Source organism: Moheibacter sp. (genome assembly GCF_049672845.1).
Taxonomy (GTDB): domain Bacteria; phylum Bacteroidota; class Bacteroidia; order Flavobacteriales; family Weeksellaceae; genus Moheibacter.
Genome location: NZ_JBATWT010000024.1, coordinates 64,819 through 79,883, shown reverse-complemented (window position 1 = coordinate 79,883; position 15,065 = coordinate 64,819). Strand labels below are relative to the sequence as shown.

General features: G+C 37.8%; 21 protein-coding genes. 19 read left to right on the top strand and 2 right to left on the bottom strand.

Annotated elements, in window-relative coordinates:
• Window positions 1–1,194, bottom strand: a complete 1,194-nt coding sequence (locus tag WBF63_RS10910; protein ID WP_424369753.1) for a DegT/DnrJ/EryC1/StrS family aminotransferase — start codon at window positions 1,192–1,194, stop codon at window positions 1–3.
• 671 nt (window positions 1,195–1,865) lie between these two features.
• A complete protein-coding gene (locus tag WBF63_RS10905) occupies window positions 1,866–3,668 on the bottom strand; it encodes a hypothetical protein (RefSeq protein WP_424369752.1) in 1,803 nt (600 codons plus the stop codon).
• Window positions 3,669–4,041: 373 nt separating this feature from the next.
• Between WBF63_RS10905 and rpsL the strand changes: the two genes are divergently transcribed.
• The 19 genes from rpsL (at window position 4,042) to rpsN (ending at window position 14,955) form a co-directional block, all read left to right on the top strand.
• Window positions 4,042–4,425 (top strand): 30S ribosomal protein S12, encoded by a 384-nt coding sequence (rpsL, locus tag WBF63_RS10900; RefSeq protein ID WP_182043640.1) that lies wholly within the window; start codon window positions 4,042–4,044, stop codon window positions 4,423–4,425.
• A gap of 12 nt (window positions 4,426–4,437) precedes the next feature.
• Complete coding sequence (gene rpsG, locus WBF63_RS10895; protein WP_424369751.1) at window positions 4,438–4,914, top strand: 30S ribosomal protein S7; 477 nt, start codon at window positions 4,438–4,440, stop codon at window positions 4,912–4,914.
• Between the two features lie 5 nt (window positions 4,915–4,919).
• Window positions 4,920–7,046, top strand: coding sequence for an elongation factor G (gene fusA / locus WBF63_RS10890; RefSeq protein WP_424369750.1), 2,127 nt, complete (start codon window positions 4,920–4,922; stop codon window positions 7,044–7,046).
• A gap of 11 nt (window positions 7,047–7,057) precedes the next feature.
• Window positions 7,058–7,363: a 30S ribosomal protein S10 gene (gene rpsJ / locus WBF63_RS10885; protein WP_182043643.1), complete on the top strand. Its 306-nt coding sequence runs from the start codon at window positions 7,058–7,060 to the stop codon at window positions 7,361–7,363.
• A gap of 314 nt (window positions 7,364–7,677) precedes the next feature.
• Window positions 7,678–8,454: a hypothetical protein gene (locus WBF63_RS10880; protein WP_424369749.1), complete on the top strand. Its 777-nt coding sequence runs from the start codon at window positions 7,678–7,680 to the stop codon at window positions 8,452–8,454.
• 214 nt (window positions 8,455–8,668) lie between these two features.
• Complete coding sequence (gene rplC, locus WBF63_RS10875; protein WP_424369748.1) at window positions 8,669–9,295, top strand: 50S ribosomal protein L3; 627 nt, start codon at window positions 8,669–8,671, stop codon at window positions 9,293–9,295.
• Window positions 9,286–9,915, top strand: coding sequence for a 50S ribosomal protein L4 (gene rplD / locus WBF63_RS10870; RefSeq protein WP_424369747.1), 630 nt, complete (start codon window positions 9,286–9,288; stop codon window positions 9,913–9,915). The genes rplC and rplD overlap by 10 nt, the downstream gene beginning before the upstream one ends.
• An 11-nt stretch (window positions 9,916–9,926) precedes the next feature.
• Window positions 9,927–10,211 (top strand): 50S ribosomal protein L23, encoded by a 285-nt coding sequence (gene rplW, locus WBF63_RS10865; protein ID WP_424369746.1) that lies wholly within the window; start codon window positions 9,927–9,929, stop codon window positions 10,209–10,211.
• A gap of 25 nt (window positions 10,212–10,236) precedes the next feature.
• Window positions 10,237–11,058, top strand: a complete 822-nt coding sequence (gene rplB, locus WBF63_RS10860; protein WP_424369745.1) for a 50S ribosomal protein L2 — start codon at window positions 10,237–10,239, stop codon at window positions 11,056–11,058.
• A gap of 3 nt (window positions 11,059–11,061) precedes the next feature.
• Window positions 11,062–11,340, top strand: coding sequence for a 30S ribosomal protein S19 (gene rpsS / locus WBF63_RS10855; protein ID WP_424369744.1), 279 nt, complete (start codon window positions 11,062–11,064; stop codon window positions 11,338–11,340).
• Window positions 11,341–11,347: 7 nt separating this feature from the next.
• Window positions 11,348–11,770, top strand: coding sequence for a 50S ribosomal protein L22 (gene rplV / locus WBF63_RS10850; protein WP_424369743.1), 423 nt, complete (start codon window positions 11,348–11,350; stop codon window positions 11,768–11,770).
• 1 nt (window position 11,771) lies between these two features.
• Window positions 11,772–12,497 (top strand): 30S ribosomal protein S3, encoded by a 726-nt coding sequence (gene rpsC, locus WBF63_RS10845; protein WP_424369742.1) that lies wholly within the window; start codon window positions 11,772–11,774, stop codon window positions 12,495–12,497.
• Between the two features lie 28 nt (window positions 12,498–12,525).
• Window positions 12,526–12,945, top strand: a complete 420-nt coding sequence (rplP, locus tag WBF63_RS10840) for a 50S ribosomal protein L16 (RefSeq protein ID WP_424369741.1) — start codon at window positions 12,526–12,528, stop codon at window positions 12,943–12,945.
• 16 nt (window positions 12,946–12,961) lie between these two features.
• Window positions 12,962–13,156 (top strand): 50S ribosomal protein L29, encoded by a 195-nt coding sequence (gene rpmC, locus WBF63_RS10835; protein WP_424369740.1) that lies wholly within the window; start codon window positions 12,962–12,964, stop codon window positions 13,154–13,156.
• A gap of 12 nt (window positions 13,157–13,168) precedes the next feature.
• On the top strand, window positions 13,169–13,423 hold the full coding sequence (gene rpsQ / locus WBF63_RS10830; protein ID WP_424369739.1) for a 30S ribosomal protein S17: 255 nt from the start codon (window positions 13,169–13,171) through the stop codon (window positions 13,421–13,423).
• A gap of 1 nt (window position 13,424) precedes the next feature.
• On the top strand, window positions 13,425–13,793 hold the full coding sequence (rplN, locus tag WBF63_RS10825) for a 50S ribosomal protein L14 (RefSeq protein WP_424369738.1): 369 nt from the start codon (window positions 13,425–13,427) through the stop codon (window positions 13,791–13,793).
• 12 nt (window positions 13,794–13,805) lie between these two features.
• Window positions 13,806–14,117, top strand: a complete 312-nt coding sequence (gene rplX, locus WBF63_RS10820; protein ID WP_424369737.1) for a 50S ribosomal protein L24 — start codon at window positions 13,806–13,808, stop codon at window positions 14,115–14,117.
• Window positions 14,118–14,119: 2 nt separating this feature from the next.
• A complete protein-coding gene (rplE, locus tag WBF63_RS10815; protein ID WP_424369736.1) occupies window positions 14,120–14,686 on the top strand; it encodes a 50S ribosomal protein L5 in 567 nt (188 codons plus the stop codon).
• Window positions 14,686–14,955 carry a 30S ribosomal protein S14 gene (gene rpsN, locus WBF63_RS10810; protein ID WP_194738719.1) on the top strand — a complete coding sequence of 90 codons (270 nt, stop codon included), beginning with the start codon at window positions 14,686–14,688 and terminating at the stop codon, window positions 14,953–14,955. Before rplE ends, rpsN begins: the two co-directional genes overlap by 1 nt.
• Window positions 14,956–15,065: the final 110 nt, after the last annotated feature.

The following is a 15,065-nucleotide window of genomic DNA, read 5'->3' as shown; positions in this document are numbered from 1 at the left end:
TTAGCTTTTTAGATTGTCAAGTATTTCAAGGGTTTTATGGGCGATTTCAACTGCTTTTTCGTTTGTCCATTTTAAAGAAAGAGGAATTGTAATTGTTTTTTTGAGAACTTCATCAGAATCAGATAAATCAAGTGTATTCCAATCGGGTAGCAGTTTTCTTTGTTCTTCGGAAAGTGAAGTGTCATTTTTTAATTCTTTGAAATGATCCCATTTGCGTGCATAATGCCAGTTGTTGTCAAACCAATAAGCAGAGGGAATTCCTTCGGATTTCAGTTGGGTAGCTAGTTCTCTTGCCTGATTTTCATTTTGTAAAAATAGGGAAAGGAAGGAAGAGTTATCGCCGGTTTCATCGGGAATTCTTCTGAAATTTAGATTTGAGTTTTGATTTAAAATGTTTTTAATCAATGCTTTAATTTCTTTTTGACGATTCAGAATTTCGTCTAGTTTTTGCCATTGTCCGAGGCCAACAGCTGCATGTAATTCCGAAATGCGGAAGTTTAATCCGATGGTCGGGTGTTGTTCTGCGCCACGGTCATTTCCTAAATGATCATGTCCATGGTCTGAAAACTGATGACAGAATTCATAGAGTTGAGAATCATTTGTCAGAATTGCACCACCTTCGCCACAAGTTATTGTTTTGACAAAATCAAAAGAAAAACAGCCAATGTGACCGATTGTCCCTAGATATTTTCCTTTGTATTTTCCACCGATGGCCTGGCAGGCATCTTCAATGAGGAAAAGATTGTTTTCCCTAGCGATTTCCATGAGTGCATCCAAATCGGCCATTGCACCACACATGTGAACGGGCATGATGGCTTTTGTTCGAGGACTGATGGCTTTTTTTACCGCTTCGGGCGAAAGGGTAAGGGTATCGTCTATATCGGCCAAAACAGGAATTGCTCCGGTAAATAAAACCGCTTCGAAACTGGCTACAAAGGTAAATGCCGGCAAAATAATCTCGTCTCCGGCACCGATTCCGAGTGCTTTGATGGCGGTAATCAAGGCGGTGGTTCCACTGCTGACAAGGTGTGTATGTTTTGTCTGTATTTTTGCGGAAATGGCTTCTTCAAATTCCTTTGCTTTCCAGTGTTTGTTGCGCTGATTATCAAAGTTGTAACGCATCAGAATCCCTGATTCCAATACGTCATTTATATGTTTTTTTTCTTCTTCTCCAAAGACTTCAAATCCCGGCATAATCGTTCAGTTAATGTATCAAACAAATATAGGAATTCGGGCGAAGCTGAAGGTTAAAAAAGAATTATTTACCGAAATAAAAAGAGACCGGTTTTTCAATCGGTCTCTCGGGTTTAGGTGGTTTTTACTCTTTACACACTATTCTGTTTAATCTGGTTAGGATTAAAACATCTGGTAATTAAGGTTAGCAAAGACAAGCACTATAGTCAGTTTTTCGAAAGGTTTGGTTTTCTGATTCAGGTGTGTAGACAGAGTAGTTTAGTAAATGAGTGCAAAGAGGTACTTTGTTCAATTTAAAGGTTAGTAATTCATGAGTTCTTAGTTTTTGAGAGAGGGTTCCCTTTTGCAGCTGACTTTTTTTCAAAAAATCAAATTCTATATTAAAAAGGGGGAGAATTATTTGAAAAAGTTTAATTCTAAGAATCAAAGGTTTAAAGTCAGATAATAAATCCGTTAAAAAATTAAAATTACTTTTCAACCCATTACCAAATTCAGATTCAAAAACCATTGATTTTTGAAATTTTGATGTTGGATATGTAATTGAAAAAACCATAGTGCTTTTAATACTTCAAAACAAATGTATTGAATATGCTTTTTTTAGGTGTTAAAATAGAGTTACAAAATCGTTACAATAGATAATGTATTGTTATCTAGCCATTTGTATTTAATTATTAATAATTGAATTGTAACTTTTTTTCAAAATTTCTCAGAAACTCTTCAGGGGAAGATGGGTTTTCTGGTTCCAGTTTTTTTCGCATACGGTGCCATGTGACTCTGATTGAAGAATCTGAAATTCCTAGTGCAGATGCAATTTCATTTTGCCGTAAATTGAGTTTGACCAAACATAAATATCTGATTTCTGCTTGTGAAAGGTGTGGGAAAACTTCTCGCAATGAATAGATATAATTGGGATAAACCTGATTGAATTGTTTCATAAAATTGAGCCAGTCTTCTTTGGTCAGAATGGTTGCGGTCTGCAGTTCGGAATAATTAGGTGTTTTCTTTGTGTCGCTTTTCATGCTTTCCATCAGCAGGTTATTTTGCTGCAGTTTTTTCCTGAAAAGCATCAACTCCTGATTGGCGGCCAGAAGTGTTTGTTGAGTGACTTGATAATTCTTTTCTGCAATTTCCTTTTTTTGATTGAGTTTTATAAATTTTAACTGTTGTTTTTGTCGGTAGCGATAATATAGGATTAAGATTGAACCTAGAATTACAGAACTGCACAAGAGGATAAGATTTCGGGTATTGGTTTGTCGGGTAATCTGATGTTCTGCCTGCTCTAATGTATTCTGCATTTTTTCATGTTGTAACCGGTTTGTTACAGACAGAAATTTACTCTGGTTAATCGCCTGAGACATTTCTTTTTCAAAGAAATGCTTTTTTTCATTGTAGAAGTATGCACTGTCAAAACGCCCCTGTTGTTTGAAGATGTCTTCGAGTCCTCTGGATGCGAAAATGGCTTCGCGAAGCGTATTTTTTTTCAATGCATTCTTCAATGCAGAATGTCTCAATTCCAGAGCTTTTGGTGTATTATTTCTATTAAAATAAATTTCAGCCATAAGATTTTGAGCTTTTGCCACATCGTTGGGTTGATTATACTTTTGACTTTGAACCACATTATATTCCAGATAGGGCAGGGCTTCGTCATACTTTTCCTGCATCACCAGTCCTTTTGCAATTCCGCCCTGAGAAATACCAACCCAAACATTGAAAAAGGGTGAATTATAATTTTGAAATCCTTCTTTGTAGTTTTTATAATTTATATTGTAATCTCTTAATTGGTTGTAAATCTGTCTGTAACAGTACATTCCACTGTCGATTTTGTTTAGTCGGTAATAGGAAGAACCGAGTAAGTCCATATTCAGAACATAAATCCCGAGATTATTTTCGGGTTTTTCGAGATTTTTCAGGCTTTTATTTATGAAATGAATACTTTCTCTGTACATCGAAAGATTGTGATAGCTTGATCCGGCAAAGAACATCCGCATATAGAATTTCGGAAAATATTCTGTGCCGATTTCTTCTTGAATTTCAATGCTTTTAATGATGTAGAAAAGATTGTCTTCAAAAGAGCGTTTGCCGTTTTCTGCATAGAGAGAATAAAGTTCTGAAAGAAGCTGCTGATCTTTAAGGGTAATTGCTTTTTGAAAAAGATTAACTAATTCGGTTTCGGTTTTCGGACTTAATTTTTCTTTGGATTGAAGGGATTTTAAAATCTGATAGATTTTGAAGCGAACTTCCAAACGGGGATTTTTATTTTTCTTCAAATACTCTCCAATTTCTGAAACGACTCTCTGATAAATAACTGAATCATAATTATACTTAAGATCAGAATAGGTTTCTTCCGCTATGATGGTTTGATTGATGCCTTCGGTATTCCATTTATCAATCAATTGTTGTGAAGTGAAATTTTGCGCATTCAGAATCATTATTCCAAATGACAAATACACAATTATTGAAAAGTTAAACGCCATGACATAGTTTTAGTAGAAGGTAAGTCATAGGTCTGGAAGGTATTATCGGTAGTTTATTAGTTTTCAAATATATGAAATCAAATAATAGTTATGTTAAAAAAAGTCAGATTTTATGATTTTGATAATATTTTCATTGTCAATATACAAATTATGCTTGTTTAGTAAAGAGTTTACGGACGGATTTCAATTAAATACTTCGATGAGTTACTTAGAGAATTAAAGTTATTTTTTGTTTGGAATTTGTCTGAAGAGAAGTTGTGAGATTTTAATAAGAAAAATGTATATTCAAAAATAATAGCCATTCGTTTGTTTGTAAATAAATTAATTGTACTTTTGCAATCCCAAAAAATGGGGTTAAACATATTTTTATAGTATGCCAACAATACAACAATTAGTAAGAAAAGGAAGAACAAAACTAGCCAAGAAGAGTAAATCGGCTGCTTTGGAGTCTTGTCCTCAACGTCGCGGTGTATGTACACGTGTGTACACGACTACGCCAAAGAAACCTAACTCAGCGATGCGTAAAGTAGCGCGTGTTAGACTTTCAAACGGTAAAGAAGTCAACGCATACATCGGTGGTGAAGGTCACAACTTGCAGGAGCACTCGATAGTATTGGTTAGAGGAGGAAGGGTAAAAGATTTACCTGGTGTACGTTACCACATCGTTCGTGGTGCGTTGGATACGGCCGGAGTTAACAAGAGAACTCAGCGTAGAAGTAAGTATGGTGCAAAACGCCCAAAAGAAGCTAAAAAATAAAAACTTTGAGAAATGAGAAAGACAAAAGCTAAAAAAAGACCGTTACTTCCAGATCCAAAGTTTAATGATCAATTGGTAACACGTTTTGTGAACAATATGATGTACGATGGGAAGAAAAGTGTTGCTTTCAATATTTTTTATGAAGCAATGGACATCGTTGATAAAAGAAAAGAAGATGCTGAGAAATCTTCATTGGATATATGGAAAGAAGCTTTAACTAACGTTATGCCACACGTAGAGGTTCGTTCCCGTCGTGTAGGTGGTGCTACCTTCCAGATTCCTATGGAAATCCGTCCGGACAGAAAAATTGCAACTGCAATGAAGTGGTTGATTCTTTATGCAAGAAGACGTAATGAAAAATCAATGGCTCAGAAATTAGCCGGTGAAATCATCGCTGCTGCAAAAGAAGAAGGAGCTGCCGTTAAAAAGCGTCAGGATACCCATAAAATGGCAGAAGCCAATAAAGCATTCTCACACTTTAGAGTATAATTAAGATGGCAAGAGATTTAAAATATACAAGAAATATAGGTATTGCTGCTCACATTGACGCAGGTAAGACTACTACAACAGAACGTATTTTGTTCTATTCAGGTAAGAACCACAAATTGGGTGAAACCCACGAAGGTTCAGCTACAACTGACTGGATGGAGCAAGAAGCAGAAAGAGGTATTACCATTACTTCTGCTGCCGTAACTGTTGACTGGAAATTCCCAACTGAACAAGGGAAACCGCTTCCAGATGCAAAAGATTATCATTTCAACATCATCGATACTCCGGGTCACGTGGACTTTACCGTTGAGGTAAACCGTTCACTTCGAGTATTGGATGGATTGGTTTTCTTGTTTTCAGCGGTGGACGGTGTTGAGCCACAATCTGAAACAAACTGGCGTTTGGCGGACAATTACAAAGTTCCACGTATGGGATTTGTAAACAAAATGGACCGTCAAGGTGCGGACTTCCTAAAAGTTTGTCAACAAGTAAAAGATATGTTGGGTTCAAACGCTGTGCCTATCGTATTGCCAATCGGTGATGAAGCAGATTTCAAAGGAGTGGTGGATTTGATTAAAAATAGAGCTATTGTTTGGCATGACGAAAACTACGGTTCTACTTTTGATATTATTGACATTCCGGAATCAATGAAAGACGAAGTGAAGCAATATCGTGGTCAGTTGATCGAAGAAATTGCAGCTTATGACGAAGGTCTTTTGGAAAAATACATGGAAGACGAAGAGTCTTTGACGGAAGAAGAAATCCATACAGCATTACGCGCTGCAACTTTGGATATGAGTATCATCCCAATGACTTGTGGTTCTTCATTCAAAAACAAAGGAGTTCAGTTTATGCTGGACGCTGTATGTCGTTATTTGCCATCTCCAATGGACAAAGAAGCTATTGAAGGAACAAATCCTGATACGGAAGAACCTGTATTGAGAAAACCTTCTGTTTCTGAACCATTTGCAGCTTTGGCATTTAAGATTGCTACAGACCCATTCGTAGGTCGTTTGGCATTCTTCCGTGCTTATTCAGGAGGATTGGATGCAGGATCTTACGTTTTGAATACTCGTTCTGGAAACAAAGAACGTATTTCACGTATTTTCCAGATGCACGCAAATAAACAAGAGCCTATTGAAAGAATTGAAGCAGGAGACATCGGAGCAGCAGTAGGATTTAAAGATATCAAAACAGGAGATACGCTTTGTGATGAAAAACATCCGATCGTATTGGAAAGTATGAACTTCCCTGATCCGGTAATCGGTATCGCTGTTGAGCCTAAAACAAAGGCTGACATGGACAAAATGGGTATGGCTTTGGCTAAATTAGCTGAAGAAGATCCAACTTTCCAAGTTAGAACAGACGAAGCTTCAGGACAAACTATCATTTCCGGAATGGGTGAACTTCACTTGGATATCATCGTTGACCGTATGCGTCGCGAGTTCAAAGTGGAAGTAAACCAGGGGCAACCTCAAGTTGAATACAAAGAAGCATTTACCCTAAATGCAACTCACCGTGAAGTTTATAAGAAACAAACCGGTGGTCGTGGTAAATTTGCCGACATCGTATTTGAAATCGGCCCTGCAGAAGAAGGAAAAGTTGGATTGGAATTCATTTCAGAAATCAAAGGTGGTAACGTTCCAAAAGAATACATCCCTTCGATTGAAAAAGGATTCAAAGCCGCTATGAAAAACGGACCTTTGGCCGGATACGAAATGGATGCAATGAAAGTTGTCTTGAAAGACGGATCTTTCCACCCTGTGGACTCTGACCAGTTGTCGTTCGAATTGGCTGCTAAATTAGGTTACAAAGAAGCTGCACGTGCTGCAAAAGCTGTAATCCTTGAGCCAATCATGAAATTGGAAGTATTAACTCCGGAAGAAAACATGGGTGACGTAGTAGGTGACTTGAACAGAAGAAGAGGTACGGTAACCGGAATGGATGACCGTGCGGGATCCAAAGTTGTAAAAGCTTTTGTTCCGCTTTCAGAAATGTTCGGATACGTGACTTCGTTGCGTACGCTTACTTCAGGTAGAGCAACTTCAACAATGGAATTTGATCACTACGAAGCGGCCCCAACAAACATCGCAGAGGATGTAATTGCAAAAGCAAAAGGTACAACTGTTTAATCTTTAGGAAAATGAGTCAAAAAATCAGAATAAAACTAAAATCATACGATCACAATTTGGTAGATAAATCTGCCGAGAAAATCGTGAAAACTGTAAAATCTACAGGAGCGGTAGTAAATGGACCTATTCCGTTGCCAACCAACAAAAGAATCTTTACAGTATTGAGATCTCCGCACGTAAACAAAAAAGCGCGCGAGCAGTTTCAATTGAGTGCTCACAAAAGATTGTTGGACATTTACAGTTCATCATCCAAAACAGTTGATGCCTTGATGAAATTGGAACTTCCAAGTGGGGTAGAAGTAGAAATCAAAGTCTAATCTAGCCCGCGATTTCAATCGTGGGGTTGAAAAGATTTCAATCGTGGAAATTTAGATTTCAACAAACATTTGAAATTATAGTTTCAAAATATAGAATCCGCCTCAAAAGGGCGGATTTTTTTGTTTGAATTTTTAACCAAGTAAGACCTCCAAGGTTTTGAAAACCTTGGAGGTCTTTTTCCGATTTCATTTTGTAATTTGATCGTTGGGTTGGTCATATATTCAGGAATTATTAATTTTGGATTTAAAGCCACACGATGTAATCGTGCGGAAGCGGGGGGGAGATAATTTGTGGTTTCCAAATACATAAATAAATGAGAATATCTTACTATATTTTAATCTTCTTTTTATCTACTTATAGCTTTGCTCAATTGGATACAGATGGTGATGGGGTATTGGATGATGTAGATGACTGTCCTAATACTTATGGACAGATTGAATATAATGGCTGTGCTTGCTACAGTTATGATGAAAAAGTAAAAAGAATCGCAGAACTTAAAAATCAATTGGAAGAAATGGATTTAAGTCCATTATATGAATTGATCTCTGCAGAAATTAAATTATTCAAAGAAGATAATGTAAATATAATTGTTGGATGGACACCGTTTGGTACAGATTTTAGTTTTGGCCCGGAAGATTGCCCCTATTATATAAATGAAAATTCTCAATCAAATTCTCTTTTTTTGAACAAATTTTATTATCAGCCGGAATTTGTGAATGGCTTGAGTAAAATAGATAAAAATATTTTTCCCGCTTTTAGAGAATTTCAAAATTATAAAGAAGTTGGAATTTTTCATTTAGATTCCATCTATAGAAATTATTTTAAACCACCTTACTATTTATATTTAGGGAAACTAATTATTTCATTACCTGAAACACTAATTAATGGAAAAGAAGTCTATTATTTTTCTCGCAAGAATAAAAAGAAAAAGTTAAACCTAAAAAGTTTTATTAATATTGGTTTTGTTTTTAATAATATTTATTCTAAAAAACAATGGATGATTACTATGGAAATAATAAATGGCAAATCAGTTTATTTTGTATATGATGGGAAGGAATGGGAAACTCATTACACATATCCTTATTTATAATTTTTTAAAAATCAGCTAACTACGTTTTTATTGTACCTCTATAAATAATATACTCAACTCATTCTCTAAAAAATACTTAGATAAAATTTGTGTTGTGTAAATAAATTCCTACATTTGCACACTCTTTTTTAGGGGTGGATTGTGCCTATTTCACAGATAGTTATCAGCAAACCCTTATAAAGACAAGGAAATTTAAAAATCAAATTAGTAAAAAATGTCAGGAATCATTGGAAAGAAAATTGCCATGACGAGCTTGTTCGATGAGAACGGGAAAAACATCCCGTGTACCATCATCCAGGCCGGTCCCTGCGTCGTAACACAGGTCAGAACCGAGGAGAAAGACGGATACAAATCCGTTCAGCTTGGTTTCGATGACGCAAAAGAGAAGAACACTTCTGCTGCTTTGAAAGGTCATTTCAAAAAAGCAGGAACTACACCAAAAAGAAAATTGGTGGAATTTTACGGAGCATTTGTTGACGAATTGGAATTGGGGAAAGAAGTTACCGTAGACATCTTCAAAGAAGGTGAATACGTGGACATTACAGGAGTTTCAAAAGGTAAAGGTTTCCAGGGTGTTGTAAAACGCCACGGATTTGGTGGAGTAGGACAAGCTACCCACGGTCAGCACAACCGTTTGAGAGCGCCGGGATCCATCGGTGCGGGTTCAGACCCTTCAAGAGTATTCAAAGGAATGCGTATGGCGGGAAGAATGGGTGGTAAAAACGTTACCGTTCAGAATTTGAATGTGGTTAAAATAGACAACGAAGAGAACCTTTTGATCGTGAAAGGTGCAGTTCCGGGTCCTAAAAATTCATACGTAATCATCAGAAAATGGAATTAACAGTACTAAATATACAAGGTAAAGAAACCGGAAAGAAAGTTTCTTTAGACGATTCAATTTTTGGAATCGAGCCAAGTGAGCATACTGTTTATTTGGAAGTGAAACAATACCTGGCAGCTCAGCGTCAGGGAACGCATAAAGCAAAAGAACGCGCAGAAATCGCGAAATCTACACGTAAAATCAAAAAACAGAAAGGCACAGGTACTGCTCGTGCAGGTTCTGCTAAATCTCCTGTTTTCAGAGGTGGTGGTAGAGTTTTTGGTCCAAGACCGAGAAACTACGATTTCAAATTGAACAAAGCGCAGAAAAGATTGGCCAAAAAATCAGTTTTGAGCCAGAAATTGAAAGACAACGAAATTAAAGTATTGGAAGACTTCAACTTTGAAGCACCCAAAACAAAAGATTTCATCGAAGTATTGAAAGCCTTGGGTCTTGATACAAAGAAATCGTTGTTTGTGTTAGGTGAAGCAAATGAAAACGTTTATTTGTCTTCCCGTAATTTGCAAAAAACCAAAGTAGTTAACAATTCAGAATTAAATGTATATGATTTGATCAATGCTTCTGAAGTAGTTTTCTTAGAAGGTTCACTTGCAAAAGTTCAAGAAAATTTAAATAAATAAAACGAAAAGATATGTCAGTTTTAATCAGACCCGTAATCTCAGAAAAGGCCACAAACTCAAGTGAAGTTTTGAGCCAGTATTCGTTTTATGTAAATCCGAAAGCCAATAAATTGCAGATCAAAGAAGCAGTTGAAAAAGCTTATGGAGTAACTGTTACAAAAGTGAGTACGCTTATTTCGTCTCCACAAGTGAAAACCCGTTTTACCAAAACAGGAATTCAGGTGGGGAAATCAAACAAAATGAAAAAAGCGATTATCCACGTAGCAGAAGGACAGGAAATAGATTTGTTTAGTTAAATAAATAATTCAAAATTAGAATTAAATGTCAGTTAGAAAATTAAAACCTATCACTCCCGCTCAGCGATTCAGAATTGTGAACAATTTTGATCAGGTTGAGTCAGTGAAACCGGAGAAAACTCTTACGGTTGGAAAGAAAAAGAGCGGTGGTCGTAACCATTCCGGTAAAATGACCATGCGTTACATAGGGGGTGGACACAAGCAAAGCTATCGTATCATCGACTTCAAAAGAGATCGTGATGGAGTTGCAACTGTTGAGTCAATTCAGTATGACCCAAACAGAACAGCTTTCATCGCACTTATCTCTTATGAAGACGGAGAAAAACGATATGTGATTGCTCAGAATGGATTGAAAAAAGGTCAGACTATTGAAGCGGGTGACTCGGTTGCTCCTGAAGTAGGAAACACGATGAAATTGAAAAACATCCCATTGGGTACTGTTATTTCATGCATCGAGTTAAGACCTGGTCAGGGAGCTTTGATGGCGAGAAGTGCCGGTTCTTATGCACAATTGGTTGCAAGAGAAGGTAAATACGTTACCATCAAACTTCCAAGTGGAGAAAGCCGTATGATTTTGACGGAATGTAAAGCGACAATCGGTGTGGTTTCCAACTCAGATCATCAGTTGGAAGTATCCGGTAAAGCTGGTAGAAGCAGATGGAAAGGACGTCGTCCTCGTACAAGACCGATGGTGATGAACCCGGTTGATCACCCGATGGGTGGTGGTGAAGGCCGTGCGACGGGTGGTATTCCTCGTTCTAGAAACGGTATGCCTTCAAAAGGTTACAAAACCCGTTCTAAGAAAAAGGCATCTAACAAATATATTGTTGAAAGAAGAAAGAAATAATCTATGGCACGTTCATTAAAGAAAGGACCTTTTATCCATTATAAATTAGACAGAAAAGTTCAGGCAAACGTAGAGTCAGGAAAGAAAAACGTGATCAAAACCTGGTCAAGAGCTTCCATGATTTCGCCGGACTTCGTAGGACAGACAATTGCGGTTCATAACGGGAAACAATTTATTCCTGTGTATGTAACTGAGAATATGGTAGGACATAAATTGGGCGAATTTGCTCCAACTCGTACATTCAGAGGGCACGCAGGTGCGAAAAACAAAGGTAAAAAATAAGTAGGCGATGGGATCTAGAAAAAGAATCAGCAACGAAAAAATTCAGGAGGCTAACAAAAGCATAGCTTTCGCGAAATTGAACAATGTCCCTACTTCACCTCGTAAAATGAGATTGGTAGCAGACATCATCCGCGGAGAAGAAGTTCAGAAAGCATTGGCGATTTTGAAATATTCAAAACAGCACGCTTCTGACCGTTTGGAGAAACTATTATTGAGTGCCATCGCCAACTGGCAGGTAAAAAACGAAGAAGCCGATGTTGAAGAAGCAGGACTTTTCGTGAAAAGCATCACAGTTGACAGCGCACGTCAGTTAAAAAGAATCCGTACGGCTCCACAAGGTAGAGCGCACAGAATCAGAAAACGTTCCAATCACGTAACAATCGTTTTGGGAACAAAGGAAGATAAAGTTAAAGCAGAAGATAATAAATAATATGGGACAGAAGACTAATCCAATCGGAAATCGTTTAGGGATCATCAGAGGATGGGACTCAAACTGGTACGGAGGAAAAGACTACGGTGATAAAATTGCAGAAGACGCAAAAATCCGTGAGTATTTGAAAGCACGTCTTTCAAAAGCGGGTGTGTCCAGAATTTACATCGAACGTACTTTGAAACTGATTACCGTTACCGTTACGACAGCTCGTCCCGGAATTATTATCGGAAAAGGCGGACAGGAAGTTGATAAATTGAAAGAAGAGTTGAAAAAAATCACCGGAAAGGAGGTTCAGATCAACATCTTTGAAATCAAACGACCTGAGTTAGACGCAGTTTTGGTGGCGGACAGCATAGCACGTCAGATTGAAAATCGTATTTCTTACAGAAGAGCGATTAAAATGGCGATTGCAGCAGCTATGAGAATGAATGCAGAAGGAATCAAAGTTCAGATTTCTGGACGTTTGAACGGAGCTGAGATGGCACGTTCGGAGTCTTACAAAGACGGACGTATTCCTTTGTCAACTTTCAGAGCAGACATTGATTATCACATTGGTGAAGCACATACAACTTATGGTCGTATGGGAATCAAAGTTTGGATTATGAAAGGAGAAGTTTATGGTAAACGCGAATTGTCTCCACTTGTTGGTTTGCAGAAAAAGCAAGGCAAAAAGAAACCGGAAGGTAGAGGTGGCGATAGAGATCGTAAAAGACAACCGCGTTAATTTGGTTTAACTGATTAAAGATTAAAAAATGTTATCACCGAGAAGAGTAAAATTTAGAAAAACCCAGAAAGGCAAAATGAAAGGGAACACCAAACGTGGTGCAGAACTAGCCTATGGGACATTCGGTATCAAATCGTTAGACGAAGCATTCATCACTGCGCGTCAGATAGAAGCTGCCCGTATTGCCGCTACACGTTTTATGAAACGTGAAGGACAATTGTGGATTAAAATATTTCCAGACAAACCTATTACCAAAAAACCTGCAGAGGTTCGTATGGGTAAAGGTAAAGGAGCACCGGAATATTGGGTTGCACCCGTACAGCCTGGAAGAATTATTTTTGAAGTAGGAGGGGTACCTCAGGAAGTTGCAACAGAAGCATTGCGTTTAGCTGCTCAGAAACTTCCGGTTAAGACAAAGTTCATCGTAGCCAGAGATTACTCGGCTTAATTAAAAAAGATTTGTTATGAAAATATCAGATATCAAAGAAATGAGCATAGAAGACATCAAAGTACAGATTGCTGAGCAGAAAGCTGCCTATGCGAAATTGAAGGTGAGCCACAAAGTTTCTCAGTTAGAAAATCCTTTGTCGATCCGTGCGTCTCGCAAAACTATCGCGAGATTGTCAACCGTGTTGAACCAAAAATTAGCTCAACAGTAAAAACGTCTCAAGATGGAAAGAAATTTAAGAAAAGAAAGAATCGGTGTAGTTTCCAGCAACAAAATGGAAAAAACCATTGTAGTTTCTGAAACCTACAAGCAAAAGCACCCGTTCTACGGGAAATTCGTTAAGAAAACGAAGAAATACACTGCACACGATGAAAACAACGAGTGCAATGAAGGTGACACAGTTCGTATCTCTGAGACGCGACCGTTGAGTAAAAACAAGCGTTGGAGATTAGTAGAAATCATAGAAAGAGCTAAGTAATATGTTACAGCAAGAATCAAGATTAAAGGTGGCAGATAACACAGGAGCTCGTGAAGCGCTGGTTATCCGTGTTTTAGGTGGTACTAAAAGACGTTATGCTTCTGTAGGAGACAAGATCGTTGTTTCCATCAAAGAAGCAACTCCTGCAGGAAACGCGAAAAAAGGAACCGTTTCAAAGGCAGTCGTAGTACGTACCAAAAAAGAAGTTAGAAGAAAAGACGGATCTTATATCCGCTTTGATGACAATGCGTGTGTATTACTTAATGCTCAAGGTGAGATGAGAGGAACACGTGTGTTTGGACCTGTTGCGAGAGAACTTCGTGACAAGGAATATATGAAAATCGTATCACTGGCTCCTGAGGTGCTTTAAAATTTAATTACAATGACAAAATTGAAAATTAAAAAAGGCGACAAAGTAGTAGTATTGTCAGGATCTTCAAAAGGAACCAAAGGTTCTGTTTTGAAAGTATTTCCAGACAAAGCAAAAGCTATAGTCGAAGGTGTGAACAAAATTAAGAAACACACTAAACCGAACGCAGAAAACCCTCAAGGAGGAATCGTAGAAACTGAAGCACCTATTTACGTAAGCAAATTGGCTTTGGTGGATTCAAACGGAAACCCGACTCGTGTGGGTTATGAAGTGAAAGATGGTAAAAAAGTGAGAATTGCTAAGAAAACCGGTAAAGAAATTTAATCATGAGTACAAGTACATACAAACCGCGTCCGCAAGTAAAATACAAAGAAGAAATCGTTCCGGCATTGAAAGAAGAATTTTCTTATTCTTCAGTAATGCAGGTGCCTAAATTAGAGAAAATCGTTTTGTCTCAAGGTTTAGGAGCTGCAACGGCTGACAAGAAAATCGTTGACTATGCAGTGGAAGAAATGACTTTGATTACTGGACAAAAAGCAGTAGGAACTATTTCCAAAAAAGACGAAGCAGCTTTCAAATTGCGTAAAGGAATGCCAATCGGGGCAAAAGTTACCCTGAGAGGAACTCAGATGTATGAATTCCTTGACCGTTTGGTTTCTTCCTCATTGCCACGTATTCGTGATTTTAACGGAATCAGCGCAAAAGGTTTTGACGGAAGAGGAAACTATAACTTGGGTATCACAGAACAGATCATTTTCCCAGAAATCAACATTGATAAAGTGAAGAAGATCCAGGGTATGGATATTACCTTTGTAACGTCTGCCAACACAGATAAAGAAGCGAAAGCTTTGTTAGAGAAATTCGGTTTACCATTTAAAAAAGATACAAAATAATGGCTAAAGAATCAATGAAAGCGCGTGAGCGCAAAAGAGAAGCTATGGTCGCTAAATATGCGGAAAAGCGTAAGGCATTGAAAGAAGCAGGTGATTATGAAGCACTTCAGAAATTACCAAAAAATGCTTCACCAGTGCGTCTGCACAACCGTTGTAAGCTGACCGGCCGCCCAAGAGGATATATGAGAACTTTCGGACTTTCACGTGTAACTTTCCGTGAAATGGCCAACCAAGGACTTATCCCGGGTGTGAAGAAAGCAAGCTGGTAAGATATCTCAAAATCCTCAGCTATACGAAGGATTTAAAGATATTCTAAATAATAAATCCAATCTCGAAAGAGGTTGGATTTTTTGTTTTATATAGTGCTATAATCGGATTG

Bases quoted from the DNA above. Each gene is read 5' to 3' on its own strand.
- WBF63_RS10910 (WP_424369753.1), bottom strand. From the start codon at position 1,194: ATGCCGGGATTTGAAGTCTTTGGAGAAGAAGAAAAAAAACATATAAAT.
- WBF63_RS10905 (WP_424369752.1), bottom strand. From the start codon at position 3,668: ATGGCGTTTAACTTTTCAATAATTGTGTATTTGTCATTTGGAATAATG.
- rpsL (WP_182043640.1), top strand. From the start codon at position 4,042: ATGCCAACAATACAACAATTAGTAAGAAAAGGAAGAACAAAACTAGCC.
- rpsG (WP_424369751.1), top strand. From the start codon at position 4,438: ATGAGAAAGACAAAAGCTAAAAAAAGACCGTTACTTCCAGATCCAAAG.
- fusA (WP_424369750.1), top strand. From the start codon at position 4,920: ATGGCAAGAGATTTAAAATATACAAGAAATATAGGTATTGCTGCTCAC.
- rpsJ (WP_182043643.1), top strand. From the start codon at position 7,058: ATGAGTCAAAAAATCAGAATAAAACTAAAATCATACGATCACAATTTG.
- WBF63_RS10880 (WP_424369749.1), top strand. From the start codon at position 7,678: ATGAGAATATCTTACTATATTTTAATCTTCTTTTTATCTACTTATAGC.
- rplC (WP_424369748.1), top strand. From the start codon at position 8,669: ATGTCAGGAATCATTGGAAAGAAAATTGCCATGACGAGCTTGTTCGAT.
- rplD (WP_424369747.1), top strand. From the start codon at position 9,286: ATGGAATTAACAGTACTAAATATACAAGGTAAAGAAACCGGAAAGAAA.
- rplW (WP_424369746.1), top strand. From the start codon at position 9,927: ATGTCAGTTTTAATCAGACCCGTAATCTCAGAAAAGGCCACAAACTCA.
- rplB (WP_424369745.1), top strand. From the start codon at position 10,237: ATGTCAGTTAGAAAATTAAAACCTATCACTCCCGCTCAGCGATTCAGA.
- rpsS (WP_424369744.1), top strand. From the start codon at position 11,062: ATGGCACGTTCATTAAAGAAAGGACCTTTTATCCATTATAAATTAGAC.
- rplV (WP_424369743.1), top strand. From the start codon at position 11,348: ATGGGATCTAGAAAAAGAATCAGCAACGAAAAAATTCAGGAGGCTAAC.
- rpsC (WP_424369742.1), top strand. From the start codon at position 11,772: ATGGGACAGAAGACTAATCCAATCGGAAATCGTTTAGGGATCATCAGA.
- rplP (WP_424369741.1), top strand. From the start codon at position 12,526: ATGTTATCACCGAGAAGAGTAAAATTTAGAAAAACCCAGAAAGGCAAA.
- rpmC (WP_424369740.1), top strand. From the start codon at position 12,962: ATGAAAATATCAGATATCAAAGAAATGAGCATAGAAGACATCAAAGTA.
- rpsQ (WP_424369739.1), top strand. From the start codon at position 13,169: ATGGAAAGAAATTTAAGAAAAGAAAGAATCGGTGTAGTTTCCAGCAAC.
- rplN (WP_424369738.1), top strand. From the start codon at position 13,425: ATGTTACAGCAAGAATCAAGATTAAAGGTGGCAGATAACACAGGAGCT.
- rplX (WP_424369737.1), top strand. From the start codon at position 13,806: ATGACAAAATTGAAAATTAAAAAAGGCGACAAAGTAGTAGTATTGTCA.
- rplE (WP_424369736.1), top strand. From the start codon at position 14,120: ATGAGTACAAGTACATACAAACCGCGTCCGCAAGTAAAATACAAAGAA.
- rpsN (WP_194738719.1), top strand. From the start codon at position 14,686: ATGGCTAAAGAATCAATGAAAGCGCGTGAGCGCAAAAGAGAAGCTATG.